Consider the following 26,243-nt stretch of genomic DNA (forward strand, 5'->3'; position numbering starts at 1 on the left):
TACTCTTAACAACAAAGCAGCGCACTCATTAATAAATTAATTCCATAAAAGTAGACTTATTTGCAGCATATAGTTAATTATTTTGCTCAAATGTTTCTAATATTTTTGTAAAATTCGATTTGGACACGCCTTCGTATTCAGCCAATTCATATAATTTAGGAAATAGATCCCAGTGATGAATCATTTGACTCGCCGCTAAAAAGGCAAATTGAATGATGATAATTTTTATTATAATTCTTTCAAATTTTTTCATAAATCCTCACTCCACCGATAGCTTATACTATTAGTATCGGAGGATTTCTACCTGTTTATTCAAGGTTCTAGCCTTTCTTTTTATAGGATAGCTGAATATCATAGCAATAGCGCAAAAGCAGCTGCCTATTTTTTGGGGATACATCTACAAACTGAATGATCAGCTTATTATTTGTTTCATTAAGCTCTAATACCTTTATCAATTTCCCCCTTAATTTTGGATAATAGTATTCTCCATTTTGGAGTGGAAGAACTAATGTCAATTCTGCTAATACATCTTCTGCAAACTCTATTGACTTAGAAACAGCAACGGCGGCGCCGCCAGCACTAATATCTATTGTCATGGCCGTAAAAGGCATGCATTCATTTGATATGGGATGTATGGCAATATCAGTGCATGCTGCTACTCGCACATACTGTCTTCGCTGATTTTTAATGAGCTGATCCTTTGTGGGGAAAGGCAATATCAACATTGGTATATTTTGTTTTAATCGGCCAATAATTTCTGTATCAAATAGATAGGAAATCCCTTCATTTGTTACAAAATTCCCTCTTAATTGCGTACCATTTACTAAAAAAACAGTTTTGTTTGTTTCTAAATGGATTGGATAATCAATATATAATTCTTTTTCACTACATTCCACTAGTCGACATTTGTATTGTTCAGGACTATCTGTATCCATCGGTTGAAGAATTAAAGTATCTCCAATATTGATCAATTGCGCTCCCACTCTTTCTTTGCTTCCACTTTCTTTTAGAAGCTGGGTTCAATCCCCCACTTTTTCTTTTATTATGGCATGGAACTTTCCTTTTAAGCAATAGGGGGAAAACCTAACATTGCTTTTCATATACAACAGGAAAAACCGCTATTTTATAGGGCTGTTAACGGGATGAATCAGTCTTTTGCAGAAAATAATCCTTTCCTTATATACTACGTAGCCAGCTAATGTTTGACCATTATTTTCTAATAGGCCTTTTAATGAATGTAGTTGAACAACAAGTTTTTAGAGAAGGATGATTTTTGTCAAAAAATAACCATTTCCAAAAAAATGAACCAAAACACGAAAAAAACACAGCAAAAATAAAAAAAGAAAATCACAGGGCCACTTTTCCTCTTATAAAAAAGCCAACCGAGACTGCTGAATGGAAACAGCAATCTCGGTTGGCTTTTAAAGCTATATTCAGGTTATTTATTGTATTTACACTACTTCTTCATAAACACTTTCTGCATTTTTTAACTTCTCTACCTTTTCTTCGATGCCGTTTTTGGCATTAATGTAAATTCGATAGGTGTCATCTCCAAGTGTGCCAATAAATTCATAGCATAGAACTTCTTTGTTCAAATCATTTTGGATAATCGCTAGCCCATCATCCATAATTTTCACTTTGGTATTTATTTTCTTTTGTGCATCAGCTTTTGAAATAACTGGATCGGCAATGTTTCTTTGCTTATGGGAAAGCAAATAATCCTCAGCCGCAAATCCAACAATATTTCCATTATCTAGTGCCACTTTAATTTTTATGCTGTCAGGATAAATTTTTACTCCCTCTTGTTCTGTTACAAAGGAAAACACTCCAATATTGTCATATTGCATACTTTCAAAAAGAGCAAGATCTTTAAAGTTATTATCTTTTAAAAACTTTATTGCATTATTGCCTGCCTTATTTAAACTGATCTTTTGCTTCTCTACATCTCTAGAAAGAATATACCAGATTGGATAGCCGCCTTTTTTAGATACATCCATACTGGCCTCAAGCTTTGTATCTTTATCCAATAAATTCACACTGTAAAAACCATAATTAGAACCTTTCCCATTTTCTGTTACTTTCACATCGACATCTCCATTAAATTCGGCGTATTTTTTTGCCACTTTTACCGCTTCCTCTTTGGAGATTGTCGCGCCACTTAGATTTTTAAAGTTTTGATCTTGTTTTTCCATACTGACATTTGTAACGCCGAATGATGCTTCATCGTATCCATTTACCGTTTTTTCTACTGTTTTTAATCCATCAATAATTGTATTGTCCCCAGCTTCCTTTCCACTCGCGATAGCCATTTCCACATCCATCCAGCGCAAATTGTTTTTTAAGACTAAATGCTGTACATTGCGCAGTTCATCTTGTATTTCTGCTGCTTGACTGTATAATTTTTTTAATGAATTATACTCTTCTGTAGATAATGGCTCTTTATTCAAATCTCTTACTGCAGTGCGATAGCTGAAATCTCCAATATTGGCCAGAAATTCTTCTGTTTTATTAAATGGCAATAAGGTTAACGGCAATTGTCCTACATCGCTATGCGCTTCCGATGTAATTCTCCAAACATCTGCCAATGCAGGCGATAAAGATTCTTTCGAATTCATTGCTAAAGTAGTTCCGATTTGGTCATGCAATAAATCGACTTGATAAGTTAAATCATGAAATGCTCGTTGATAATTGTTTTCTGCATTCATTAATATCGCATTTTTTTCTTTATGCTCTTGATAGCCCCAAAATGCTGCCCCTGCAACACCAATTGTTAAAACGGTTATTAATATGCCTCTTAGCAATTTTCTCACCTCTACTTACAGAAGATATGTTTTCCGATTTGCTTAATTTGCGGTCTTGTCCATATCCAGCCACTTGTTGCTGTATCTGGATTAAAATAATATAGTGCATTTCCTGTTGGATCCCAGCCATTAATAGCATCAAGCACTGCTTCTTTTGCTTTTTCATTTGGTGACAGCCATATTTGGCCATCTGCTACTGCTGTAAATGCACGGGGTTCAAAAATAACGCCTGAAACCGTATTAGGAAAAGATGGGCTGTTTACCCTATTTAAAATTACTGCCGCAACTGCCACTTGTCCCGTATAGGGTTCACCGCGGGATTCTCCATAAACTGCATTTGCCATTAATTGAATATCATTTTGAGAAAATCCATTCGGAACATTAGCAGCCGTCGGTTTTTTCCCTTTTATATTTTCGCCAGAATTAGCTGTACCGCCACTTCCCGTGTTTGCTGCATTATTTTGTGCCGTATCCGTTCCCTTGTTTGTTGTATTATTGCTGGAACCTTTGGATGCATCGGCTCCTTTGTTTCCTGCATTATTGCCGGAACCTTTGGATGCATCTGTCCCTTTGTTTGTTGTATTATCGCCGGAACCTTTGGATGCATTTGTCCCTTTGTTTGTTGTATTATTGCCAGAACCTTTGGATGCGTCTGTCCCTTTGTTTGTTGTATTGTTATTTGCCCCACTTTTTGTACCGCCAGATCCTTTTTGATTCTCTTTAGAAGTTCCGCCTTTATTAGCTGAAGGTGTTTTTTGTTTCTCTAGATCAACCCCTCCATAATGGGAAAACTTCTTTCCACTATTAATTTGATCCTTGACAAATTTTTCATTATAGTTAGACGCTTTTGCTAACTTTTGTTTTGTTTTTGTCCCTGCTAATCCATCAATCGGCAAACCAAATTCATATTGAAAATTTCTTAGCGCCCAATATGTTTTCCATCCAAAAACTCCATCTATTTTTCCATTATAAAAGCCTAAATATTGCAGCCTTGATTGCAGTTCGATTACATCGTCACCAACTGCCCCCTGCTGAATAACTTGATTGGAAAATGCCTTAGCAGATCTTTCCCCTTCAAGCGAAGGCGCCAATACTAAGCATAGAGAAAAAATAATTGAAATTTTTGTGAGTAATAATTTCTTATTCATGATTGTTACCCCCAGAAGTAAATACTATTAACATTAACCCTATTTTTTGTAGATGTTGGTTTTTTATGCAAAAAAAAAAAACAGAATGAATAATCATCCTGTTTAAAATCAAAGATTTAGTTTATCTTCCATTGACTGCAACATTATTCATATATCAATATTCCCACTTACAATGAGAACAAAAAAACAGAGAACGAGGACTTTTCTCCAAATTTGAAAAGAGAAAAGCACGGATTAAAATTTTTTTCATAGGAAAAGCAATATAGTTTTTCCTATTTAATGGTGCTCATCTTTATATGTTTTTCAAAATGCTCTTTACTTAATTCTCTTGCGGCTTTTACCTTTTTTAATCCAAGCCACCATAAAAACAACATAAATGGAGCAATAATTGCAAGCCAGTGGTTTTGTATTGTTAGAATATAGTCATATATTCCATGCAAGAAAAAAGGAATAAATAAAGAATAAAACACCCACTTGCCCCGAGGCATAGTAAATTTCCCTTTACCTAAATAATATCCCATCAAAACTCCGAATATAGCATGGCTTGAAACAGGCAGAAGCGCTCTTCCTAAAGCATGTTCCACGCCGTTTGCAATTAAGTAAAGAATATTTTCTACTGTTGCAAATCCTAAAGACACACTTGCTCCATATATGATACCATCATATGGTTCATCAAATTCAACATGCTGATAGGCAGTATAAAAAAGGATAAACCACTTGAAAAACTCTTCCAGCAAACTGGTTGTTATTAAGGAACTCCATAATCCTGATGGAATAATATGCTCTACTTCTATAACATATTGAATAAACATGATTGGAAATACAAGAAGAGCCCCAGCAACAAACGCTCGAAATACAAGAGAAATTGGCTCTGAGTCGTATTGATCCTTTAAATAAAAATAACTTAATAAAGCAAGACCAGGAGCTATCCCAGCTGAAATAATCGCCAACATGCCAATCCTCATTCCCATTTTTTTACTTAATTATATGATATTTCCATTGTTATTACGAGTTATTAAATAAATCTCTGCCAGCACTTAGCTTTATTTTAGCATCTATTTCTTTTTTGCTAATAAAGAAAAAAAAACTTGAGATGGGCAGAAACTTTCCCGTAAAAGCCTGATAGAAAAGAACACAGGCTATATGGCCTATCTTGCCTCATCTCCCAATCAGTGTAAAAACCCACTGATTTATTAGCATAAAATAATCCTCCACCAGCAAGAGGTTTGCAGAATAAACCATAACAATAAACTATACAATCAATAAAGAATTACTGTTATCTGGAACGATTAACAATAGACTCCGCAATTTGCCCGCCATGAAAACGGCCATTTTCAATAAAAATTTCATTTGCATTATTGCCTGCTGCAATAACACCAGCAATAAATATTCCCTTAACATTTGTTTCCATCGTTTCTGGATTAAACATTGGTCTTCCTGTTGTTTTTTCAATCTCCACACCCATTTCCATTAAAAAACGATGATCTGGATGATATCCTGTCATTGCAAATACAAAATCATTTTTTATTTCAAAGGATTCGCCATTTTTTGTGTACACCAAACTATCTTCCTTAATTTCCACTAGATGAGCATTAAACTCCATCTTTATAATCTCATTTCTCACCAATGACTCAAATTCAGGCAAAATCCATGGTTTAATGCTAGATGAATATTCATTTCCTCTATATAGGACAGTTACTCTTGCTCCTGCTTTCACAAGTTCAATGGCAGCATCTACACTCGAATTTTTCCCGCCAATTACAGTAACATCATGATTAAAGTATGGGTGGGCTTCTTTAAAATAATGCATTACTTTCGACAATTTTTCACCTGGAACATTCATATAATTCGGATGATCATAATAGCCTGTTGCAACAATTACATATGGGGTTATGTATTCTTCCTTTTCACTTTTCACTATAAATTCTTGATTATTCGTTTTTTCCACAAAAGTGACTTTCTCATACGCATTAATTCGCAGCTGTTTTCTTTTAACCACTTCGCGATAATAAACCAATGCTTGATTGCGATGTGGTTTATACTGTTCTGTTATAAACGGCACTTCACCTATTTCTAATTTTTCGCTCGTACTAAAAAAAGTTTGATGGGTTGGATACCCATGTATAGCATTTACCACATTCCCTTTTTCAATAATAAGTGGATTGATATTAATTTCTTTTAATGCAATCGCGGCAGCCAAACCACAAGGTCCTGCACCAATTATTATTGCTTCTTCTCTTTTCAACCATCTTCACTCCTAACCTAATTACATTCAAACATCCCAATATTTCAGCAAATAAAAAAGATCCATATAATCTGTTTATCCAAATATGTCCTATAAAAAAAATCCCCTAAAAATAGCATAGGAGATTTTTAAAAAATATACAATAAAAAGAATTGATACTTTAAATCCATCCTCTAAATCTTGAAGCTTCAGCCATTTTTCTTACCCCTACCATATATGCGGCAAGTCTCATGTCCACTCTTCTAACTTGAGCTGTTTCATAAATATTTTCGAAAGATTTGCTCATCACCTTTTCTAATCTTGCTTCCACTTCTTCTTCTGTCCAATAATACCCTTGATTATTTTGCACCCATTCGAAATAGGAAACGGTTACTCCACCTGCTGATGCCAAAACATCCGGCACTAACAGCACTCCTTTGTCTGTCAAAATCCTTGTTGCTTCTAATGTAGTTGGGCCATTTGCTGCTTCTACGACGATGCTTGCTTTTATGTTATCTGCATTTTTTTCGGTAATTTGATTTTCAATTGCGGCAGGCACTAAAATGTCACATTCTAATTCTAATAGCTCCTGATTGGTAATTGTCTTATTAAATAAGTTTGTAACTGTTCCAAAACTGTCTCTTCTATCTAATAAATAATCAATATCCAATCCCTCTGGATCATGCAGAGCACCATATGCATCAGATATGCCAATTATTTTTGCACCTGCATCATGCATAAATTTAGCTAGGAAACTTCCTGCATTTCCAAACCCTTGAACCACTACACGAGCTCCTTCAATGGAAATTCCTTTCTTTTTCGCCGCTTCTCTTATACAAATTGTTACCCCTTTTGCTGTTGCTGTTTCTCTTCCATGTGATCCCCCTAATACTAGCGGTTTTCCTGTTATAAAGCCTGGAGAATTAAATTCATCGATTCGGCTGTACTCGTCCATCATCCAAGCCATTATCTGCGAATTGGTAAATACATCTGGAGCAGGAATATCTTTAGTAGGGCCGACTATTTGGCTGATTGCTCGAACATAACCTCGACTCAGCCGCTCTAATTCACGGAACGACATATCCCTTGGATCACAGACGATTCCTCCTTTTCCGCCTCCATACGGCAAATCAACAATTCCGCATTTTAAGCTCATCCAAATCGACAATGCTTTTACTTCTTTTTCTGTTACATGTGGATGAAAACGAATTCCGCCTTTAGTTGGTCCAACAGCATCATTATGTTGCGCCCGGTAGCCTGTGAATATTTTTACTGTTCCATCATCCATTCTCACGGGAATCTTAACAGTCATCATTCTAATCGGTTCTTTTAGCAACTCATATACTTCATCAGAATATCCAAGCTTGCTTAACGCTTTTTGAATAACCGTTTGTGTTGATTGTAAAACATCATGCTGCTCATCTGTTTGTTTTTTCTCGTTAGATTTTTTGGCTACCATTTTGAAATCCTCCTAAAAAACTACAAAATTAATTATCAATTAGTCGTGCACCGTTTATACTTTTGTCGGCAAGTCCAAATTTGCCTCTTAATAATAAAAAATCACTTTAAAGAAATGCTTGCTAAACAATAATTCTATTTATTTCAACATGCATCTCCATCATACAGTCTAAACTAGTATACCTGCCTTTTATTTTATTGCAAGAAAACTTTTCAATCCGTTAAATCATTTTATTAATTCCTTTTTCCATTATGGTTAGATGGTTTTCATTATACAGTCATCCCTAATAATAATATATTCGAATAACATAGTCTTTGTCCGTCATCTCCCTGTAAAATTTCAAAAGTCTCTATTTTCATCATAATGATTTGTCTTCTATTTCTAACGTTTTATTCTCTGGTAAAAGAGAATAAAACTTTCTTTCATTTTAACATTTTTCATAACATTTACCAATGAAGATGTACTCATCGTTTCATTTTTTTAGGCATCTCATTATAAATTATTTTTGTCTGTTTCCTTCTTTTTTTGAAAAAAACCCTTTCATCTGCTTTTATCTATGTAAAATATATGATGCAAACTGAAAACAACGACATTATTTGCTTATTTTTCAATAAAAAAATAAAGCTTCTCCGTTGCCTTAAAAATTTGGAAAACCTTTTCTTCTCCTTCCTTCCTTTATTTATAAAAAGAGAAAAAATAAGTTAACGCTGCAAATTTTTAAAGTCTTCAGAATGAACTTTATCTTTTTAACGAGCTATTAAGTATGACATTAAAAATAAGTAGTAATTGTTTCAATTGCACAATCGGCACAAATTTTTTTCCCATATTCCTCCAAAACATGGATGCTTATTAAAGAAGGCTCTCCATATTCACCTAAAATAGCTACTGCCCGCTCCTCTTCTTTTGCCGTCATCTCTTTAAACATTAAATAGTAGTGTCCGTTTTTGCTTAATAGCGCTCCACCGTTCAAGTTAAGACTTTTCAGCTGTTTGCAGACTTGAATCACATCTTCCAATTCCATAAACTCAAATAATATATCGATTGTCTCTTCAACAGTAACTTGCATTTCCAAAAAGCCCTCATTTAAAAGCTCTTCCTCGTCTTCTTCTAAACTGTCGCTCATGGTTAAAATCATTACCATTCCCTGTGCTTTCAAAGAGAAGATTTCAACAGCAACAGAACCTTGTATTTCTATATCGAAAAGAACATTTGCTTCTTCTAGCATTTCATGAAAAAAATACTGCCATTTTATCGAGTCTTTCCATATGTCTTCTTTCGTTAAACCACGTTCATATAAATCATCAAAAGTCAGGTGTATTTTTATTCTGTTATAATTTAATCTCTCTAAGCGCATAGCATTGCCTCCTGCTCCTCTGAAAAAACTCTTACTGTAGCTTATGAAACAAAAGTCAAAAGGTGATACTTTCAAAGGAATGGATATAATATTTCTCATGTTTTCTCTACCTATATGATGATATTAAACATGGCTAGCATAACAATACCTTATAATGCCTTTTCCCCTTATTTGCTCATCCAAATAGCAAGTTCATGGCGCATTAACTGGCTTTTGAAAATGACAAATCTAATCGGCCAAAAACCTTCTTGTAAGTTGCACTTTATTTAAAAAAAGAACAGTCCCCTATTTGCTTCTAGTTTTGCTTTCCCAGATTTATTGATCTAGTTTATTTTTAATCTTAATGAGATGAGTCTCTGGTTTTGCACCGAGACGAAGAGGAACCTTGGTTGTTCCATACCCGTTGCTGACAAGTATAGTTGTATTGCCTATTACTTTTGTTTTTCCAATTTCATATGGCCCTATTCCAAAAATCCTAATTTGTCCTCCATGTGTATGCCCGCTTAACACAAAAGATATTTTATGCTCTTCTTTTATCTTTTCCATTATTTTAGGATTATGGCTTAATAAAATTTTAAAAACATCTTCTTTTGTTTGCGCTAAAGCACCTTCTAAATCATCCAATTCCATCGAATAATCCTCAATTCCAACCAATGACCATTTTTCCCCTCCTTCTGAATTAAAGGTTATGGATTTATTATCAAGTACTGAGACTTTTTCCTCTGCAAACAACTGTTTTAAACGATCTGAATCTACTTCATAATCATTATTTCCCCAAACAAAATAAATATGGCCAATTAATTTTAGTTTTTGAATATTTTTTCTGATCTGTTCAAAAGATACTCCTTTTTCTGTTAAATCTCCCCCTATTATTACGATATCAGCTATATCTTTCACTTCATTGATTAGACTGTCTGCAACAGTTCTTTTATGTATATCCGAAATAAAAAAAAGGGAAACTTCCTGAAAAGATCGGGGAAAATCCGGAAAATAAATCAGTTCATATTTCACTGTATTTTCATTGGCTTGCTGATGCATTTTGACAAGCAGCAAAACTCCAATAAACAGAACAAAAACAGCCAATAAGAGCATGAATGGTAGCATAATTACCTTCCTTTCTATTTTAGAGTAAAAAATACAGAACCAGATTCTACATTATATTTCTATTTTTTTACATTTATTAACGATAAAAAGAAGCATGAAAATAAATCAGGCTCATATTATTTAAAGAATGAAAACATTTTAAATAAAGGAGGATATTTTATGAATTCATTTTATAAACAATATCAGCCATATATAGGCCCATTCGATCCATGTCCACCAATAAAAACAAAAACCTATTCTACTCCCCCTAATCTTTATATGGGATTTCAACCACCGCATTTGCCGCAATTTTCACCGATGGAAGCATTAAAGGCAGGAACTTTATGGAAAGCATTTTATGATCCTTATTATAGTCCATATGAAAACAAAAAAGGAGAGAATCCTTTATGAAGCAACTTCCAAAAGAATATTATCAGCTTTTAGAACAACTTCAAGCTGTAGACTTTGTACTTGTGGAACTTACTTTATATTTAGATACCCATCCTCATGATAAAGATGCCATCAACCAATTTAATCATTATGTAAAAGAAAGAGAAAAATTCAAAAAGCTTTATGAAAGTAAATATGGTCCCTTGCTGCAATATGGGAATAGCTATTCTGACACCCCTTGGGACTGGGACTCTGCTCCTTGGCCATGGCAAGTATAAATTAACTAAAGGAGATGAAATCCAATGTGGCTATACGAAAAAAAATTGCAGTACCCAGTAAAAGTGAGCACTTGTAATCCTATGCTTGCCAAATTTTTAATTGAACAGTATGGTGGTGCTGATGGAGAGTTAGCCGCTGCATTACGTTATCTAAACCAGCGCTATTCTATTCCTGATCGTGTCATCGGCTTGCTTACCGATATCGGGACAGAAGAATTTGCTCACTTAGAAATGATTGCCACTATGATTTATAAACTAATCATTCTTAATATGCAATATTATACAATATACTTTTCTTCCTTAATATTTATACCTCAAAAAGAGCATAAAAAAACTACCTCCAAAAAGAAGGTAAGCTCATTGCATCCTTTATAAAATTCCTCAGGTCTAACTCTCCTGTTTTTTTAACTATTCCTAATCCCTCAATATAAATAGTATTCTCGTCTACATAAGTACCTTTTAGCTCTGTACCTTTAATAACCTTAGTAACTGTTTTCTGTTCTGTCATGATGCATCCTCTCCCCAATACAATGTATGAGGCTATGAGTTGTCCTAATTACTGACTCCTCATACTCATTAGAGAAAAAAGAAAGCTTATGACAAACATCCTAATTGCCTCCCAAAGTATTTAAAGAGAATTCATCCTCTGACATTCTTGTAAAAAAAGAGCCTATTTAGCTCTTAATCACCTCTCCATGGTGTCTTCTCGCCTAATCAAGATAAAGTTTCCCTTCCTTTATAATGCACCTTAATTTCTACCTCTGCTTTATGGTCTCCAATTCTGGTATATTCAATATAGTCAATATGCTTACGCAGCAGAGCATTTATATCACTTTTACACATTTTCGTGTTACCTTCTAGAATAGCTCTTAATTTGCTTACAGAGTCCTCTAGTTCATTTATCTCCTCAATTTGGGATTTATTATTCAATCCCTCTAATTCTTGTTCTAGCTGTGTTATTTGATTCCTAATTTCCTTAATGGCTTGAGTAAACTCCTCATCAGTATAGCCTCCCATCTGAAAACCTTTTTGCACCCTTTTTATCTCTTGTCCTTTGCTCTTAATTGCTTTTTCAATGGATACTTTCTCATCAGCACGATTAATAACCTCACCTATAGGAATATAGTTTTTAATATCATCTAGATGCTGCTTTAGAGCATTAACAAAACCCTCAAACTGAAAATAAAATAACTTCTCAAACTTATCTAATCTGACTCCTTTATTTTCACAGACAGTATATGAGCCGTCCTCTTTATAATGCCTTGTTTGACAAGATGTAATCCTCAGCTCTTTTCCTTTTCTCCTCTGGAAACTCTGAATTCTGCCACAAAGAGAGCATTTAATTAAACCTGTAAAGATAACCTTTCCTATTCTAGCTGATGGAGGCTTACTGTTTCTGCTTTCCCTAATAAGTCGCACTCTCTCCCAATCCTCAGGAGATACAATAGATTGATGAGCATCATCTATAATAATCTGCTCCTCCTCTGTAGTCTTAAATTGTCTAGGAGCACCTGAGGGCTTTCTGCTTATTTTAGATACCTTTGTTTTACCATAGACAGCAGTGCCTTTATATGCAGGATTAGCCAAAACTACTGCTATTCTTGCCTTATCCCATTTAAAGCCTTGCGGAGTGAAAACACCCTCAAGCTCAAACTGTTCAGCTATGTTTGTTGTAGACTTACCTAAAAGATAGAGTCTGAATATTCTTTCAATTACTGGTGCATATTCATTAGGTACTAATCTCTTTGATACAGAATCATATTTATAACCTACAGGAGTCCTGCCACCTACCCAATTGCCTGTCTTAGCTGATTGTCTTTTACCTCTGATAAGTCTTTTTCTAGTGTTTAAATACTCCTGTTTATCTACAAGTGTCTGCATATCACTATATAAAGTACCTTCCTGAGTAGCAAGGTCAAGAGTTTGAGTAGGAGTAATGAGTTTAACCCCATATGTAGCTAGTACATGTTTAACCTGTGCAATAACTACATCATTCCTGCCTAGCCTGCTTTGCTCAGTAGTTACCACAGCATCATAATGAAAGTCCTGTAACTTTGCTAACATTTTGTTTAACTCAGGATTTATATCTTGTGATGAGCCTACTTCCTGAAAAACATCATACTCCCAATTATTTTTAGAACAAATGTCTAGAAGTACAGCTAATTGTCTTTGAAGCACCTCATCAGTCTCATCAGGTCTACTTTTGCGACTGTATATAGCTACTTTCTTTATTTTGTTCATTTTTGTACTCATAATGCACCACCTTAAATACTATAAAATGTTGATATATCTGTATTTTAACATAATTGCATTTTGTTATCAATTTGTAAATTAACTAAAGATGCTACTCCTGACCAATTAAAAGCAGCCGGTCTTGGAGACCATTATGCTAATCATGAACATGCCTTATTTTATCATGATGCTGCTGGGAATCCATGGACTGCCACATATATTGCTGCAAAAGGGGACCCTATTGCCGATTTATATGAAGATATTGCTGCAGAAGAAAAAGCAAGAGCAACCTATCAATGGATTATTAATATGAGTGATGATCCGGATTTAAATGACAGCCTGCGCTTTTTGCGGGAAAGAGAAATTATTCATTCTCAACGATTTCGCGAAGCAGTCGAAATTATTAAAGAAGATCAAAACCGCAAAAAAATATTCTAAAGCTAGAAAAAATAGAGAGTCATTTGCAAAAAAGCTAAAGCAAATGAAACTCTCTTTATTTTGATTCATAAAATAAATTAATATCATATTCTTTTTTCATCATTTCAAATATTTGATGCCGATTTTTCCATTCTTCTTCTTTTTTCCATAAATCTTTGCTTTTATCAATGATTTCACAGCGCAAAGTGTGGAACTCTTTTTCCGCCTTATCTGTTTTTTGTTTTAGCACATTCATAAAACCAAACAAACCAATAATAACAGTCATCGCATATAAATTAAATGATTCCTCGACAAAAGCGGAAAACATCCGTTCCATTGAATGAGAATATGGAAGAGCGATATGCTTGTATAAGAATAAAAAATATAAAAAAGCGAATAGAATAGTTAACCACATCACAAAAAGATGCCTTTTATGTAATATTTCGAACTTCCGCTTTTTTTCAACAACCTTCTGCAGCATTTCCTTTGTCGCCTCATCGGTATGATGATTCAACTTAATAATGGATGCTTCCATTACTTTTCCTCCCTTTTCCCCTTACTCGCTCATCATAAACGCTTCAAAAAACAATGGTTTATTTTTAGCAGTTCTGTTTTTTATGCTTCTTTATATAAAAACATATGAAGGAAAAGGACAAGTTAGAATCACAATAGATTTATGGAAGAGGTATTTTTAATGTCTGACCAACCATAATTTCATTATTTGTGAGTTGATTTTCCTGTTTAATAAGATCAACCCCATTACCAGATGGATAATATTTCAAGGAAATTGTAAATAAGGTTTCTCCTTGTACAACCTCATGATAGACGATTTTTCCAGTTGCAGGACTATTGGTTTGCGAACTTGTTCCTTGAGATTCTGCTGTCTTTTCTGCTGCTTCGTCGGCAGTTTGTTTTTGATCTGCCGAATTTGTTTCTTCTTTATTATCTTCTTCCTTTTGGCTCGTTTGTTTTTCCTCTTCCATCGGGTCTGTTTCTTCCTCTTTTTTTGTATTCTCTTCATCAATTTTATCTATATTTACTTGTTCAAACATCTTGGAAGCAGGTTCTGTTGGCACCAATTTTGAAAAATTAATATTAGACAATGTTTTATTTACCAGTAAAAGGGCAACAGGCAATAAAATAAAGATAATGACTAATAAAGTAATAGTTGGTATCTTTTTCTTTTTTCCTTTTTTTCGATGCACACTGCTTCTAGATGGCAATTCTTTTTTAGAATTCTCTTGTTTAGAATTTTCTTGTTGTTTTTCAACTTTTATATTATTTGCACGAGGGATTCTTTTTTTCTGCAATTCCGCTTGCTTTCTGTATGAATCTTCCCTTGTCATAACATCCCTTCCCTACTTCTCTCCATTAATTTACCCTTTTATAGCCAAATAGCCGATACCTGATAATTATTCCAAGGAGAAAATCAATCATAAAATGCATAATGATTGTAACAAAAATATTTTCTGTCCATTGGAATAGCGCCCCAATAATTAAGCTTAAGATAATAATATTAGCAAATAAAAAACGATTAAATAAATACCGATAATGAATAACGGCAAAAACAATGCTGCTGATCCATAATCCTAAATGAGTTTGAATAATGCCCCGAAACAATAGCTCTTCAACAAATGCGACTACAAAAGCAATAATGGCAATATGAAGAGGATTTCTGGCACTAAATATTCGATGATTTAATCCCCCATCATCATTATATTCAGCCGGCAAACATTTCATCATTATAATATCAAATACAACCACAGCTACCCCTGCCGCTACCCCTAACAGCATCTCATTTATATCTATAACAAACAGCTCTTTTAATGTAGCGCTTTTAAATATAAATGTATGCAAAATAAATGCTATAGCCAGTAATAAAAGCTGAGTAAGATATAAATGCTTGATTAGCTGCTTGTCCGGCAATTCTTTTATCAATTGAAAATATGCTTCTTTATTCATCATAGGAATCCCTTTGCAATAAAATTTGGGCAAGCATTTTTTTCCAGTCACCTTCATTATGTTTCTTCTCTATGAAGGTTCTTTTTTGATGATAAAAAGATAAATCTAAACCGCATTTATCACAGCATCTTTCCATAGATTCTGGTTTTTTCTCATGAAAGTAATCAGCTATAAACGTTCTTCTGCATTCCTGCTTGTTTATCCATGTTAATAATGCTGCTATTTTCTGTCTTTTTATTTCTACCCTTTTTAGCCGATGTTGTTTAAAACGATGAAGTTTTTTTATTAAACCTGGCATATCAGCTATTTCTGATAAAAAATATGCTTCTAATACTCGCCACTGTGTTTCAGAAAAAACAAATTGGCGCCACTCCTGTTCTTTTTCTTTCCAGTCTTGATAGCTTCTATAGGAAGATAGGCTTGCCAGCAGTTGATCAATTTGCATATCGCTCGCTAGTTCCATTTCAATCAGCTGACTTGTCAATGCCTCATCTCCATTTGCATAAAGCAAAATAGAGATACTGTCTAATCCATCTCTGCCAGCCCTGCCGATTTCCTGCAAAAAGGATTCCATCTGTGTTGGCATATGATAGTGGATCACATAGCGAATATTTTCCTTATTAACTCCCATGCCAAATGCACTTGTAGCACAAATCACTTCCAAATGCCCATGCAAAAACTGCTGCTGAATTAAAATCCGATCTTCCTGTGTCATACCACCATGATAGCCGCTAATTTTTTTATTGCTTTTGCTGCGAATATAACTTGCAGTTTGTTCGGCAATTTTTTTGCTGGAAAAATAAATAATGCCTGGCCCTTGCAATTGTTTTACTAATGTATACAATCTCTCCAGCTTCTCTGTTGCTGTAGAAAATTTCTCTACAGCAAGTGCAATATTTGGCCGGTTAACAGGATAAATAATTTCGGTCACTTCTTCTAAAAAAAGCGACTTTTTAATATCCTCTCTAATTTCAGATGTAGCAGTTGCTGTTAATGCCAGCGTTAAAGGAGAGTTTAACTCCTTTCTAACATTCCCTAAATTTTTGTATTCTGGACGAAAATCATAGCCCCATTGTGAGATGCAATGGGCCTCATCCACTACAAACAAGGCAATTTTTATTGTTTTTAATAGATTTAATACATAACTAGAAGAAATCATTTCTGGGGAAATATAGATGAATTTATATTTTTTTATATGAGTAAAAGAATAGTCTCGTTCTTTTTTCGACAAAAAAGAATTAAGTGCTACTACTCGTTTTTCACCATTCATCTTCATTTGTTCCACTTGATCTTGCATTAAGGATAACAATGGCGAAATAATAATCACGGCTCCATCTAAAAAAAGCCCTGGAAATTGGAAACACAAAGACTTTCCAGTGCCAGTCGGCAGCATTGACAGCGTATGATCCCCCTTTAAAATGGACGAAATTGTTTCCTTTTGGCCTGGTCTAAAGGACGAAAAAGAAAAGAATTCTTTTAATTTATTTTCTAAATTCATATTTTATCCCCCAATTTTGCCAGCACTACCCGAATTTCAAAATAACTTATATCCTGCAAATTTTCTTTAATAAACTTTAAAGATTTTGTTCCTAATTTTTCTACACAATTTTTAACCCGAACAAAACTATTTTCTGATATATACTCACTAATAGGAAATGTTGGGATATTTAATATGATTTCTACTATATGATCCTCAATAGTGTTCTCTTTTAACTGGCGGACTGTACTAATTTCTTCTATATTATAGCCTCTTTGAATATACTGATATGTTTTTGCTGTGGAAAGAGTTAAAGGGAGATTTTGTTCCGTTTTTTTTATTATTTTTTGCAATAATGGAAAATCATCTTCCAATTTCCTAATACGATCCATCATAAAATGTAAAATGGACAGAAAATAAACATGATAATAATCCTTGTCAACCTGCAGCTGCTGTGCTCCTTGATGCACTGTTAATCCAATATTATCACACCCCGTCAATCTTATAACGAAATAACGTGGATCGATGTCATCATGATCTAGGCATGCCATTAATTCTCCATACAATTTTTCGCTTATTTTATCTCGGGGAATATTTATGCTTGCTAGCGTCTCCTTTAGCCATACTTGTATGGAACGATCTCTTTGCACCGGAATATAGCGGCGTTTCCCCGCTTTTAAGTGTGCAGCTACTTGTACAAATAAGGACAGCCTTTCCCAAAAAGCACTTGTTTGCTGATGATAAGTCCACCCATTTAAACGCTCAGGGATAGGGTTTTCTACTATAAGCATCTCTAATTCGCTTTGTTTCTCCTTCCTGATGACAACATGCTGTTCTGAAAGCTCTTCTAGCCAGCCATTCCCTTTTAAAGTTTCCATAATTGCTTGGAAGTCTTTTCTTGATAGCTCTGGAAAAGTTTGAAACAACATGGTCAATTGAAACAAATGAATATCTTGTATCGTTTGCGAAGATTTTTTTCCATTTAAAATGTGCAAAATAGAATAGATTGTTCTTTCTCCAGAAATATTATGTAAACAGTACAATACTATAATTTCTATAAAAGGCATTTGTTTCTCTCCATACACAATTTTTTTAGCTGATATTGTAGAAATTTGTTGTATTTCTCCCCTTATTTTATCATGAAAAAGGAGGATTTTGAAAATTTGTACGTTATTAGACAGGAATTTTACTAACTGATTTACAGTTGTTTATATCATAAACACATCTTTTTTTATTGAAAAGTTATAGATTCAGTTTTACAATAGGATAAGAGTAAGGAGTATCATTCGTAAAAATGCATATAACTTAACTAAAATATTGGAGGTTTTTTTACTCATGGCAAAATATACAATAGTAGATAAAGACACATGCATCGCTTGTGGAGCATGCGGTGCGGCAGCACCAGACATTTATGATTATGATGATGAAGGTTTAGCTTTTGTTATGTTAGATGAAAATGAAGGGACAGTAGAAGTTCCTGATGTTTTATTAGATGATATGTTAGATGCTTTTGAAGGATGCCCAACAGACTCTATTAAAGTTGCAGATGAGCCATTCGAAGGCGACGCACTTAAATTCGAATAGTTTTAAGAAAAAGGAAGCAGGTCAAAATCGACCAGCTTCCTTTTTTCTTAACAGCATTACACTGTTGTATTGAGCTTGCTGTTTCATAATCCAGCCTCTCATTTTTGAGAAAACCAGCATAAATAAAACAGAAATGATGAATCCCTTTAATAAATTGAATGGAAGGATTAAAGAAACTACATATTGACGTATTTCCGGGCCACTCATTGGTGTATTCATTAATTTCATAAATACTGGAAGAAGCACAAAATAATTAAAGAAACTAAGCAATGTACTCATTAATACAACGCTAACCACTAATCCAAAAACCATGCCTTTTTTGGATTTTAATTTATTATAAATATAATAGGTTGGCAGAATAAAAGATACGCCTGCGATAAAGTTCGCCATATGCCCAACAGGAATGCCCGTTTCACTGCCTGTTATAAAATAATCAATAATATTTTTAATCAGCTCTACTAATACTCCGGCAAGCGGACCAAATATAAATGCTGCAATCAATGCCGGAATATCGCTAAAATCAATCTTTAAAAAGGTTGGAAATGGCGGGATTGGAAAATTCATAAACATTAGAATATACGCCAAACTGCTTAACATCCCAACTCCTACATAGGTTCTTACATTCATCTTTTTTTTCATTTCTACTCTCTCCTTTTTAGGATCCATCTGCCTAAAGAAGAAAGATTCTGTTCTCTTTTGGCATATTCTTCAAATAAAAACCCTCAAGCAAATACACTTGAGGGAGAATTTTTAAAGGTACGCCAAATAAAAGTTCGCAAATACAAAATTTTTGAACAAGCGCAGAACCTCCATCTTCTCCCATCCAGACTATACTGTCGGTTTTGGATTTTCACCAAATCAACCTATCGAAATAGGTTCACGGACTTTGAGCTATACTCATCACCGCCGGTCGGGAATTTCACCCTGCCCCGAAGATAGATCAATATTAATTTTTAATATGATACAATTGCCATTATACATAAGAAATTTCAATCTGTGAAGAAGAATAATTCATTTTTTCAAAAGATTTTTTTAGTCTAGCTTTTCTCCCGCTGTTTTCTCCAAAAAGAATAAGTATTTAGCTAAAAACTCTTATCTCTTTTGGTTTAACATAAATAATATCGCCTTGTTTTACTTGTAATAAGCTATATTGTTCTTTTGTCAGCTCCACTTCCAAACTTTCATGCAAATCTGTTCGTACAGCATCCATCCGAACTGTATTCCCTACCTTTTGGATATGGCGAATAACGGATTTAATAGAGCTTTCATCACTTGGCTGTTTTTCAATAATAAAATTATATGGTCTAACATAACCAATACCGTCTTCATTGCCAATTTCATCCTGAATAGTAAACATTGCAGTACCGGAAGCAAATTTTCCTTTCTCCATTCTTCCCTTAAATATATTGATGCTTCCTAAAAAATCATAAACAAAAGAATTAGCTGGACTTTCATACACTTCTTCTGGTGTGCCTATTTGTTCTATTTTCCCTTCGTTCATAATAACAACCCTATCCGCAACATCTAATGCTTCTTCTTGATCATGTGTGACAAATATGCTGGTAATTTTATATTGATCATGAAGTTTTCTTAACCAACGTCTTAATTCTTTGCGAACCTTAGCATCTAGTGCACCAAAAGGCTCATCTAACAATAATATTTTTGGCTGCACAGCAAGAGCCCTGGCCAACGCAACTCTTTGCCTTTGTCCTCCAGATAATTGAGATGGGTATCGATCATGATAGTTGCTTAATTTAACAAGCTCCAATAATTCAGTCACTTTTTCTGCAATTTCTTTTTTGGTTGGCCTTTCTTTTTTCGGCTTTACACGTAAACCGTATGCTACATTTTCAAAAATAGTCATATGGCGAAATAGAGCGTAATGCTGAAAAACAAACCCAACATTTCTGTCTTTTACATGCTTTTCTGAAAAATTTTCTTCATCGACTAATATCATGCCTTGATCTTGGTATTCCAACCCTGCGATAATACGCAGCAAGGATGTTTTCCCTGATCCAGAAGGACCTAATAAAGCAAGAAGTTCTCCTGTTTTAACTTCAAGGTTTATATCTTTTAATGCTTCATAAGAACCATAGTTTTTATGGATATTCTTAATATTTATGCTCAACTGCCACCCCTCCTTACCGTTCTAATTCTAGATGTTTTGTTTTTGATTCCACAATACTTTTAATAATTAAAGAAATAATCGCAAAAACCGACATAAGCGATGCTACCGCAAAAGATGCTGAAAACTGATATTCGTTGTACAATATTTCAATATGAAGAGGCAATGTATTGGTTAATCCTCTAATATGGCCAGAAACAACAGATACAGCTCCAAATTCTCCAATTGTTCTTGCAGTAGCCAAAATCACTCCATGAAGCAAAGCCCACTTTATATTTGGAAGGGTAATATTCCAAAATGTTCTAAATCCTCCCGCTCCCAAGATAATTGAGGCCTCTTCTTCTGACGTGCCTTGACTTTGCATAATTGGTATTAGTTCACGGGCAATAAACGGAAATGTGACAAAAAGTGTTGCTAACACAATTCCTGGAACTGCAAAAATAATTTTTATATCATATTCCAGCAATATTTGTCCAAATGCTCCATGAAGACCAAATAATAGAACAAAAATAAGTCCTGCAATAACAGGTGAAACTGCAAATGGCAAATCAATTAAAGTGATAAGAAGATTTTTTCCTTTAAATTCATATTTAGTGATTGCCCATGCTGCAATCACGCCAAATATCGTATTAATCGGCACAGCAATAATTACTACTAACAGCGTCAATTTAATAGCCGATAACGAATCTGGATTGGAAATTGCTTCAAAATAAACCCAAATCCCTTTTTCGAAGGCCTTTACAAAAATAGCAATCAAAGGAACTACTAAAAAAAGCGTTAAAAATAGTAAAACAATACTAATCAATGCCCATTTTACTAACATAGGCTCCTTTTGTACTTTCATTTTATTATCTATGTTTTTTTGTTTAAGCTGTACGTTCGCATCCATTCCTATCCTCCTGATAAATGGAACATAAAACGCTATTTTCTAAATAGGTATATTATCCAATTAAAATGAATTTTTTCTTTTGTTTATCTCAAACTAATAATTTAAGAAATAAATTTTTTTCTATTCCACCATTGAAGTAGATTGATGCCAAATAAAATAAAAAATGTAATAATCAGCATTCCGGCTGCAACAGCTGTAGCTCCTTCATAATCATACTGCTCTAGTTTCGTTATAATAATTAATGGTGAAATTTCCGTTTTATATGGCATATTTCCAGCAATAAACACAACCGATCCATATTCTCCTAAAGCTCGTGCAAAGGATAGGGAAAATCCAATAAAAATGCTTGGAATTATTTCTGGAAATATCACTTTAATGAATGTTTGCCACCTGTTGGCTCCTAATGCAGCAGATGCTTCCTCCACTTCCGCCTCCACGCTTGCCAACACCGGCTGAACCATTCTAACCACAAATGGCAAACCAATAAAAACTAATGCGATGATTATTCCAATTGGCGTGAAAGCAATTTTAAAAGAAAAAAATTGGCCTATCCAGCCGTTGCTTGCATAAAGAGTAGTTAAAGTTATGCCAGCAACGGCTGTAGGCAATGCAAATGGCAAATCAACAAGGCCATCAATAAATCTTTTTCCTGGGAATTGATATCTGGTTAAGACCCAGGCAATTAACACTCCAAAAAAAACATTGATTAGCGCTGCTGAAAAAGCAGTCAAAAAACTCAATTTATAGGACGCTAACACCCTTTTTTCTGTAATGATATTCCAAAAACTATCTAAACCATTAGAAAAAGAATTTAGAAACACCATGGATAATGGAATTAGTACAATTAAGGAAAGGTAAAACAAGGTAAAACCTAATGTAAGCCGAAAACCAGGAATATAAGTTTTGTTAGCTTTTTGATTTATTGCTATTTTCCCCATTTCACACCATCACTTTATCGATTGCAGAAACTTTATTGTTCATATATTTCATCAAAAGTTCCTCCATCATTAAAATGTTTTTCTTGTGCTTTTTTCCATCCGCCAAACTCTTTATCCACTGTAACTAAATCAATATCTGCAAATTGATTTTTATATTTTTTTAAGATTTCTTCATTTCTTGGACGATAGAAGTTTTTAGCCGCAATTTCTTGGCCTTCATCTGTATATAAATATTTTAAATACGCTTCTGCCACTTCTTTTGTTCCTTTTTTATCTACTACTTTATCAACGATGGAAACAGGCGGTTCAGCTAAAATGCTGATAGATGGATTAATAATTTCAAATTTATCTGAGCCAAATTCTTTTAATGTTAAGTATGCTTCGTTTTCCCATGCAATTAAAACATCGCCTATCCCGCGCTCCACAAAAGTAGTAGTAGCTCCTCTGGCACCTGAATCTAGCACTTCCACATTTTTATATAATTTTTTCATAAATCCTTTTGTTTGTTCTTCATCTCCGCCATTTTGTTTATCTGCATATGCCCATGCAGCTAAGTAGTTCCATCTTGCCCCACCTGAAGTTTTTGGATTTGGCGTAATAACAGACACATCTTTTTTCACTAAATCATTCCAATCTTTGATCCCTTTAGGATTACCTTTTTTTACTAGAAAAACAATACTAGAAGTATAAGGCGTTGAATTATCTGGCAGTCTTTTTTGCCATTCTTTATCAATTAAATTAGCTCCATCTGCAATGGCATCAATATCATATGCAAGCGCCAATGTGACAACATCTGCTTCAAGCCCATCAATAACAGCTCTTCCTTGTTTTCCTGAACCTCCATGGGATTGTTTAATCGTAACCGTTTGTCCTGTTTTCTCTTTCCAATCTTTCGCAAAAGCCTGATTAAATTCTTGATAGAGTTCTCTCGTTGGATCATAGGAAACATTTAATAATTCTACATTTTCAGCCTCTTTTTTAGCGCTTTTTTCTTTTTCATTTCCGCATGCAGCAAGCACGCCTATCAATAGAATAAATGAAACTAGTAAAATAGCAGTTTTTTTCATTTTTCTTTCCCCCTTAAAAATGGCTACAAAAAAGGCATATTACCCCCTTTTTATGTGATAGGTAATATGCCTTTAGTTGTCTAATCAGCATTGTTAATATTATTTTTTCTTTTATATAGATTAAACTATATTATCCCTATTTGTCAACTCGGTTTTATTTTTTTCGGTCCTTCCCTCTACATTTATCCATACTTTACCCATTCTCTTGCGTTTTATCTCTATTGAACAAGGTTTTGCGACTCTCCCTTAAGCGATTAGGAGCAGAACAAGAACCTAAATGGGGAGTAGCTTATCAAGTAAAAAATCTAATCCAGGCTACAGTACCCACTACTTGCAGCAATGTTTGTGCGGCCTTTTTATTCTATCGTGCAAAAAAAACAATCAGCAAGGGATGTGCCCCGCTGATGGTTAGTTTCACTTTATTTAATAAGCAATTTCTCCCCCTCTATAATCACATCAGATTGTTTATTATTCCATCTTTTCAGTTCAGCCACTGATACATTATCCCTTTTCGCAATCGACCATAATGTATCATTCGCTTTAATGGTATAAACAATTACTTTTCTGGCAGACTTTTTCGCCTTATCCTTATGCAAGGCTGCTTTATTTTCTTCTGCTAAGGGCATACTTTTTACTACTTCTACTGATTTCCGTTTTTTATTCTCTTTGCTAGCTGTCAGCTTTTCCTTTTGCACAGAAGCATGGACAGCTTGCCCTACCTCTACTTTTCCTAAAGCTACCATTGGATCTACAGCATTCTTTTTTGTAATTGTCCATTCCTTATTATGTATTTCAAAATGAAGATGAACACCAGAGGAATTGCCTGTACTCCCCATTTTTCCGATCACTTGTCCTTTTTTCACTCGATCATTTTGCTTTACCATTCTTTTATTTAAATGGGCATAGACTGTTTCAAGCCCGCTAGCATGCTTAATAAACACTACATTTCCATAAGAATTGGAATAATAAGATTTCATCACCATTCCACTATCGACAACATAAACTGATTCATTTATACTTCCAGCAATATCGATTCCTTTATGATGTCCATTTCTCGTATTATATAAATCAGAAATGATGCCATCACTTGGCCAAGCCCAATCCTTTGTTCGTTCTGCAATGGATGAGGCATCTGCTTCTTTTATACTGACTAAAAACAATAAACAAAACATTGTCAAAAAACGCATTGTTTTTATTTGTTTCTTCCTGTAATCTTCCATCTTTTCCTCCTTTATAATGATTGAGAACATAAAAAGTTCCTGCCATTTTAAAAGCACGCCTTCAAGATGTCGGTTACGATCAGCTTCTAATCCCTTTTCTTTCTCGAAAATCCCCAAAAACAAAGTTCTTTTAAATCATGGGTTATCTGGCAAGATATGTCTTAAAAAGGAAACAACAAAGCTTATTATTTCTGTTGTATGAAAAACTATGCATCAAATTTTTTGTTGTATGCATCCATTATAAAAAATTGATATAATAAAACAAAATGCTTGTCAGCCACTGCAAACAAAAAAAGCAGGGAATCCCCGCTTTTGCAAATAGTTTCTATAATAAACGAGCAATATTTTCACAAGTTCTTTCTACGTTTTTTGGACCTTCTTTTAATAAGTCTTCTAAACCGCAAGCCTTAGGTATAATGCCGAATATTGCATCGATTCCCTCTTTATACAAAACATCTATACCTTCTCCCACATAACCGGCTATCGCAATTACTTTTACATTCTGTTCTTTCGCGGCTTTAGCAACTCCATATGGGGTTTTGCCATACTGTGTTTGAAAATCGATGCCTCCTTCACCAGTGAATACAAAATCAGCTTCTTTTATTTTTTCTTTTAAGCGGGAGTATTCAATCACTAAATCGATGCCTTTTTTTAAAACTGCATTTGTAAAAATCAATAAACCCGCACCTAATCCCCCTGCTGCACCAGCTCCAGGATAATCTTTTATATCAATCTCTAATTGTTTTTTAACGATTGAAGCATAATGAGCTAAATTTTGATCCAATTGCTCAGCCATCTCTTTTGTTGCTCCCTTTTGTGGGCCAAACACAAAAGAAGCTCCATTTTCTCCACATAAAGGGTTTGTTACATCACAGGCAACCATCAGCTCTACCTTAGCTAATCTTTTATCTATATGAGAACAATCAATTTTATTTAATAGATTTAAAGAACCTCCCCCGCGCGGCAGATAATTTCCATATCCATCCAGAAATTTCACTCCAAGAGCTTCTGCCATTCCTGTGCCTCCATCATTTGTAGCGCTTCCACCAATGCCGATAATAATTCTTTTCGCCTTTTTATTTAGACATTCTATTATTAGTTCACCTGTTCCATATGTAGTCGCCACAAGAGGATTTCGGGTATTCTTATCCACAAGATGAATGCCGCTCGCTTCTGCCATCTCGATGACAGCTGTTTCTTTATCTCCCATTATTCCGTATGTGGCCTTTACTGCATTTCCAAGAGGGCCAGTTACATAAACAGAATACAACTTTCCATCTGTAGCATCCACTAAGGATTGCACGGTTCCTTCTCCCCCATCGGCCATCGGAACATGAATAAATTTTCCATTTGGAAACACTTTTTTAATGCCCCGTTCCATTGCAATGCATACTTCTTTTGCCGTCATGCTTTCTTTAAATGAATCTGGTGCAAACACAAACGTTTTTGTCATAAACACGCCCCCTAAAGTGAACTTTTCAGCTAAAACCACTATAAACCAGAAAACTAAAAAACTGTTATTCTCCATTAAAAAAGCAATACAATCAAACTTTACTAGTTAAAAAAGGGCAATAATTAAAACATTGCCCTAAGAA

The 26,243-nt window shown here is 34.4% G+C and carries 25 protein-coding genes, 2 pseudogenes and 1 riboswitch; of the genes and pseudogenes, 5 read left to right on the forward strand and 22 right to left on the reverse strand.

From position 1 onward, the window contains the following. Nucleotides 1-73: 73 nt before the first annotated feature. From NCCP28_RS02065 to NCCP28_RS02105, 9 genes are all read right to left on the reverse strand, one after another. Entirely contained in the window at nt 74-253 is a 180-nt protein-coding gene (locus NCCP28_RS02065) for a DUF5359 family protein (protein ID WP_248559746.1), read from the reverse strand. 67 nt (nt 254-320) lie between these two features. After that, a complete protein-coding gene (locus tag NCCP28_RS02070; protein ID WP_248559747.1) occupies nt 321-983 on the reverse strand; it encodes a flagellar brake protein in 663 nt (220 codons plus the stop codon). Between the two features lie 468 nt (nt 984-1,451). Then, entirely contained in the window at nt 1,452-2,801 is a 1,350-nt protein-coding gene (gene ypeB / locus NCCP28_RS02075; RefSeq protein WP_248559748.1) for a germination protein YpeB, read from the reverse strand. A gap of 11 nt (nt 2,802-2,812) precedes the next feature. Beyond that, nucleotides 2,813-3,949, reverse strand: coding sequence for a spore cortex-lytic enzyme (sleB, locus tag NCCP28_RS02080; protein ID WP_248559749.1), 1,137 nt, complete (start codon nt 3,947-3,949; stop codon nt 2,813-2,815). Nucleotides 3,950-4,221: 272 nt separating this feature from the next. Further along, nucleotides 4,222-4,902, reverse strand: coding sequence for a glutamic-type intramembrane protease PrsW (prsW, locus tag NCCP28_RS02085; RefSeq protein WP_248559750.1), 681 nt, complete (start codon nt 4,900-4,902; stop codon nt 4,222-4,224). A 323-nt stretch (nt 4,903-5,225) separates the two neighbouring features. Next, the gene (locus NCCP28_RS02090; protein WP_248559751.1) at nt 5,226-6,194 is read right to left on the reverse strand and encodes a YpdA family putative bacillithiol disulfide reductase; all 969 of its coding nucleotides are present in this window, start codon (nt 6,192-6,194) and stop codon (nt 5,226-5,228) included. 160 nt (nt 6,195-6,354) lie between these two features. Further along, on the reverse strand, nt 6,355-7,632 hold the full coding sequence (locus tag NCCP28_RS02095) for a Glu/Leu/Phe/Val family dehydrogenase (RefSeq protein ID WP_248559752.1): 1,278 nt from the start codon (nt 7,630-7,632) through the stop codon (nt 6,355-6,357). Between the two features lie 769 nt (nt 7,633-8,401). Beyond that, nucleotides 8,402-8,986: a genetic competence negative regulator gene (locus NCCP28_RS02100; RefSeq protein WP_248559753.1), complete on the reverse strand. Its 585-nt coding sequence runs from the start codon at nt 8,984-8,986 to the stop codon at nt 8,402-8,404. A 315-nt stretch (nt 8,987-9,301) separates the two neighbouring features. Beyond that, nucleotides 9,302-10,090, reverse strand: a complete 789-nt coding sequence (locus NCCP28_RS02105; protein ID WP_248559754.1) for a metallophosphoesterase — start codon at nt 10,088-10,090, stop codon at nt 9,302-9,304. Nucleotides 10,091-10,249: 159 nt separating this feature from the next. Here NCCP28_RS02105 and NCCP28_RS02110 point away from each other — a divergent pair, with 159 nt between their 5' ends. From NCCP28_RS02110 to cotJC, 3 genes and pseudogenes are all read left to right on the forward strand, one after another. Continuing rightward, entirely contained in the window at nt 10,250-10,480 is a 231-nt protein-coding gene (locus tag NCCP28_RS02110) for a spore coat associated protein CotJA (RefSeq protein ID WP_248559755.1), read from the forward strand. Then, nucleotides 10,477-10,737 (forward strand): spore coat protein CotJB, encoded by a 261-nt coding sequence (locus NCCP28_RS02115; RefSeq protein ID WP_248559756.1) that lies wholly within the window; start codon nt 10,477-10,479, stop codon nt 10,735-10,737. Before NCCP28_RS02110 ends, NCCP28_RS02115 begins: the two co-directional genes overlap by 4 nt. A gap of 24 nt (nt 10,738-10,761) precedes the next feature. Continuing rightward, a pseudogene (cotJC, locus tag NCCP28_RS02120) lies at nt 10,762-10,995 on the forward strand (spore coat protein CotJC); the annotation flags it as partial. Nucleotides 10,996-11,451: 456 nt separating this feature from the next. On the opposite strand, the gene NCCP28_RS02125 reads toward cotJC, so the two are convergent. Next, nucleotides 11,452-12,990 carry a recombinase family protein gene (locus NCCP28_RS02125; protein ID WP_248559757.1) on the reverse strand — a complete coding sequence of 513 codons (1,539 nt, stop codon included), beginning with the start codon at nt 12,988-12,990 and terminating at the stop codon, nt 11,452-11,454. Nucleotides 12,991-13,047: 57 nt separating this feature from the next. On the opposite strand from NCCP28_RS02125, the pseudogene NCCP28_RS02130 reads away from it, so the two are divergent. After that, nucleotides 13,048-13,407: pseudogene (locus NCCP28_RS02130) on the forward strand (manganese catalase family protein); the annotation flags it as partial. 55 nt (nt 13,408-13,462) lie between these two features. Here NCCP28_RS02130 and NCCP28_RS02135 read toward each other — a convergent pair. From NCCP28_RS02135 to NCCP28_RS02155, 5 genes are all read right to left on the reverse strand, one after another. Next, nucleotides 13,463-13,921, reverse strand: a complete 459-nt coding sequence (locus NCCP28_RS02135; protein ID WP_248559758.1) for a YpbF family protein — start codon at nt 13,919-13,921, stop codon at nt 13,463-13,465. 139 nt (nt 13,922-14,060) lie between these two features. Next, on the reverse strand, nt 14,061-14,732 hold the full coding sequence (locus tag NCCP28_RS02140; RefSeq protein WP_248559759.1) for a LysM peptidoglycan-binding domain-containing protein: 672 nt from the start codon (nt 14,730-14,732) through the stop codon (nt 14,061-14,063). A 25-nt stretch (nt 14,733-14,757) separates the two neighbouring features. Continuing rightward, entirely contained in the window at nt 14,758-15,351 is a 594-nt protein-coding gene (locus tag NCCP28_RS02145) for a CPBP family intramembrane glutamic endopeptidase (RefSeq protein WP_248559760.1), read from the reverse strand. Further along, nucleotides 15,341-16,846, reverse strand: a complete 1,506-nt coding sequence (locus NCCP28_RS02150) for a RecQ family ATP-dependent DNA helicase (RefSeq protein ID WP_248559761.1) — start codon at nt 16,844-16,846, stop codon at nt 15,341-15,343. The genes NCCP28_RS02145 and NCCP28_RS02150 overlap by 11 nt, the downstream gene beginning before the upstream one ends. Next, entirely contained in the window at nt 16,843-17,892 is a 1,050-nt protein-coding gene (locus NCCP28_RS02155) for a YpbB family protein (RefSeq protein WP_248559762.1), read from the reverse strand. Before NCCP28_RS02155 ends, NCCP28_RS02150 begins: the two co-directional genes overlap by 4 nt. Before the next feature lie 268 nt (nt 17,893-18,160). Here NCCP28_RS02155 and NCCP28_RS02160 point away from each other — a divergent pair, with 268 nt between their 5' ends. Next, complete coding sequence (locus NCCP28_RS02160) at nt 18,161-18,409, forward strand: ferredoxin (RefSeq protein ID WP_248559763.1); 249 nt, start codon at nt 18,161-18,163, stop codon at nt 18,407-18,409. 21 nt (nt 18,410-18,430) lie between these two features. On the opposite strand, the gene NCCP28_RS02165 is transcribed toward NCCP28_RS02160, so the two are convergent. The 7 genes from NCCP28_RS02165 to NCCP28_RS02195 all read right to left on the reverse strand — a co-directional run bounded on the left by NCCP28_RS02165 (nt 18,431) and on the right by NCCP28_RS02195 (nt 26,101). After that, nucleotides 18,431-19,048 carry an ECF transporter S component gene (locus NCCP28_RS02165; RefSeq protein ID WP_248559764.1) on the reverse strand — a complete coding sequence of 206 codons (618 nt, stop codon included), beginning with the start codon at nt 19,046-19,048 and terminating at the stop codon, nt 18,431-18,433. A 168-nt stretch (nt 19,049-19,216) separates the two neighbouring features. After that, a riboswitch (FMN riboswitch) is annotated at nt 19,217-19,350 on the reverse strand. Between the two features lie 137 nt (nt 19,351-19,487). Continuing rightward, a complete protein-coding gene (locus tag NCCP28_RS02170; protein ID WP_248559765.1) occupies nt 19,488-20,537 on the reverse strand; it encodes a sulfate/molybdate ABC transporter ATP-binding protein in 1,050 nt (349 codons plus the stop codon). Nucleotides 20,538-20,550: 13 nt separating this feature from the next. Next, on the reverse strand, nt 20,551-21,423 hold the full coding sequence (gene cysW, locus NCCP28_RS02175) for a sulfate ABC transporter permease subunit CysW (protein WP_248559766.1): 873 nt from the start codon (nt 21,421-21,423) through the stop codon (nt 20,551-20,553). A gap of 101 nt (nt 21,424-21,524) precedes the next feature. Further along, a complete protein-coding gene (gene cysT / locus NCCP28_RS02180; RefSeq protein ID WP_248559767.1) occupies nt 21,525-22,361 on the reverse strand; it encodes a sulfate ABC transporter permease subunit CysT in 837 nt (278 codons plus the stop codon). Nucleotides 22,362-22,393: 32 nt separating this feature from the next. Further along, the gene (locus tag NCCP28_RS02185; protein ID WP_248559768.1) at nt 22,394-23,428 is read right to left on the reverse strand and encodes a sulfate ABC transporter substrate-binding protein; all 1,035 of its coding nucleotides are present in this window, start codon (nt 23,426-23,428) and stop codon (nt 22,394-22,396) included. A gap of 419 nt (nt 23,429-23,847) precedes the next feature. Next, the gene (locus NCCP28_RS02190; RefSeq protein ID WP_248559769.1) at nt 23,848-24,648 is read right to left on the reverse strand and encodes a peptidoglycan DD-metalloendopeptidase family protein; all 801 of its coding nucleotides are present in this window, start codon (nt 24,646-24,648) and stop codon (nt 23,848-23,850) included. A gap of 325 nt (nt 24,649-24,973) precedes the next feature. Continuing rightward, nucleotides 24,974-26,101, reverse strand: a complete 1,128-nt coding sequence (locus tag NCCP28_RS02195; RefSeq protein WP_248559770.1) for a glycerate kinase family protein — start codon at nt 26,099-26,101, stop codon at nt 24,974-24,976. Nucleotides 26,102-26,243: the final 142 nt, after the last annotated feature.

The organism is Niallia sp. NCCP-28 (assembly GCF_023168165.1).
In the GTDB taxonomy this organism is placed as follows: Bacteria; Bacillota; Bacilli; order Bacillales; family Cytobacillaceae; genus Niallia.

What these genes read in the sequence shown, in the direction of transcription:
- NCCP28_RS02145 (WP_248559760.1), bottom strand. Translation starts at nt 15,351, where the DNA reads ATGATGAATAAAGAAGCATATTTTCAATTGATAAAAGAATTGCCGGAC.
- NCCP28_RS02185 (WP_248559768.1), bottom strand. Translation starts at nt 23,428, where the DNA reads ATGAAAAAAACTGCTATTTTACTAGTTTCATTTATTCTATTGATAGGC.
- NCCP28_RS02155 (WP_248559762.1), bottom strand. Translation starts at nt 17,892, where the DNA reads ATGCCTTTTATAGAAATTATAGTATTGTACTGTTTACATAATATTTCT.
- NCCP28_RS02125 (WP_248559757.1), bottom strand. Translation starts at nt 12,990, where the DNA reads ATGAGTACAAAAATGAACAAAATAAAGAAAGTAGCTATATACAGTCGC.
- NCCP28_RS02190 (WP_248559769.1), bottom strand. Translation starts at nt 24,648, where the DNA reads ATGGAAGATTACAGGAAGAAACAAATAAAAACAATGCGTTTTTTGACA.
- sleB (WP_248559749.1), bottom strand. Translation starts at nt 3,949, where the DNA reads ATGAATAAGAAATTATTACTCACAAAAATTTCAATTATTTTTTCTCTA.
- NCCP28_RS02140 (WP_248559759.1), bottom strand. Translation starts at nt 14,732, where the DNA reads ATGACAAGGGAAGATTCATACAGAAAGCAAGCGGAATTGCAGAAAAAA.
- NCCP28_RS02115 (WP_248559756.1), top strand. Translation starts at nt 10,477, where the DNA reads ATGAAGCAACTTCCAAAAGAATATTATCAGCTTTTAGAACAACTTCAA.
- NCCP28_RS02165 (WP_248559764.1), bottom strand. Translation starts at nt 19,048, where the DNA reads ATGAAAAAAAAGATGAATGTAAGAACCTATGTAGGAGTTGGGATGTTA.
- NCCP28_RS02135 (WP_248559758.1), bottom strand. Translation starts at nt 13,921, where the DNA reads ATGGAAGCATCCATTATTAAGTTGAATCATCATACCGATGAGGCGACA.
- NCCP28_RS02105 (WP_248559754.1), bottom strand. Translation starts at nt 10,090, where the DNA reads ATGCTACCATTCATGCTCTTATTGGCTGTTTTTGTTCTGTTTATTGGA.
- NCCP28_RS02100 (WP_248559753.1), bottom strand. Translation starts at nt 8,986, where the DNA reads ATGCGCTTAGAGAGATTAAATTATAACAGAATAAAAATACACCTGACT.
- NCCP28_RS02195 (WP_248559770.1), bottom strand. Translation starts at nt 26,101, where the DNA reads ATGACAAAAACGTTTGTGTTTGCACCAGATTCATTTAAAGAAAGCATG.
- NCCP28_RS02150 (WP_248559761.1), bottom strand. Translation starts at nt 16,846, where the DNA reads ATGAATTTAGAAAATAAATTAAAAGAATTCTTTTCTTTTTCGTCCTTT.
- NCCP28_RS02095 (WP_248559752.1), bottom strand. Translation starts at nt 7,632, where the DNA reads ATGGTAGCCAAAAAATCTAACGAGAAAAAACAAACAGATGAGCAGCAT.
- prsW (WP_248559750.1), bottom strand. Translation starts at nt 4,902, where the DNA reads ATGTTGGCGATTATTTCAGCTGGGATAGCTCCTGGTCTTGCTTTATTA.
- cysW (WP_248559766.1), bottom strand. Translation starts at nt 21,423, where the DNA reads ATGGATGCGAACGTACAGCTTAAACAAAAAAACATAGATAATAAAATG.
- NCCP28_RS02065 (WP_248559746.1), bottom strand. Translation starts at nt 253, where the DNA reads ATGAAAAAATTTGAAAGAATTATAATAAAAATTATCATCATTCAATTT.
- NCCP28_RS02110 (WP_248559755.1), top strand. Translation starts at nt 10,250, where the DNA reads ATGAATTCATTTTATAAACAATATCAGCCATATATAGGCCCATTCGAT.
- NCCP28_RS02160 (WP_248559763.1), top strand. Translation starts at nt 18,161, where the DNA reads ATGGCAAAATATACAATAGTAGATAAAGACACATGCATCGCTTGTGGA.
- cysT (WP_248559767.1), bottom strand. Translation starts at nt 22,361, where the DNA reads ATGGGGAAAATAGCAATAAATCAAAAAGCTAACAAAACTTATATTCCT.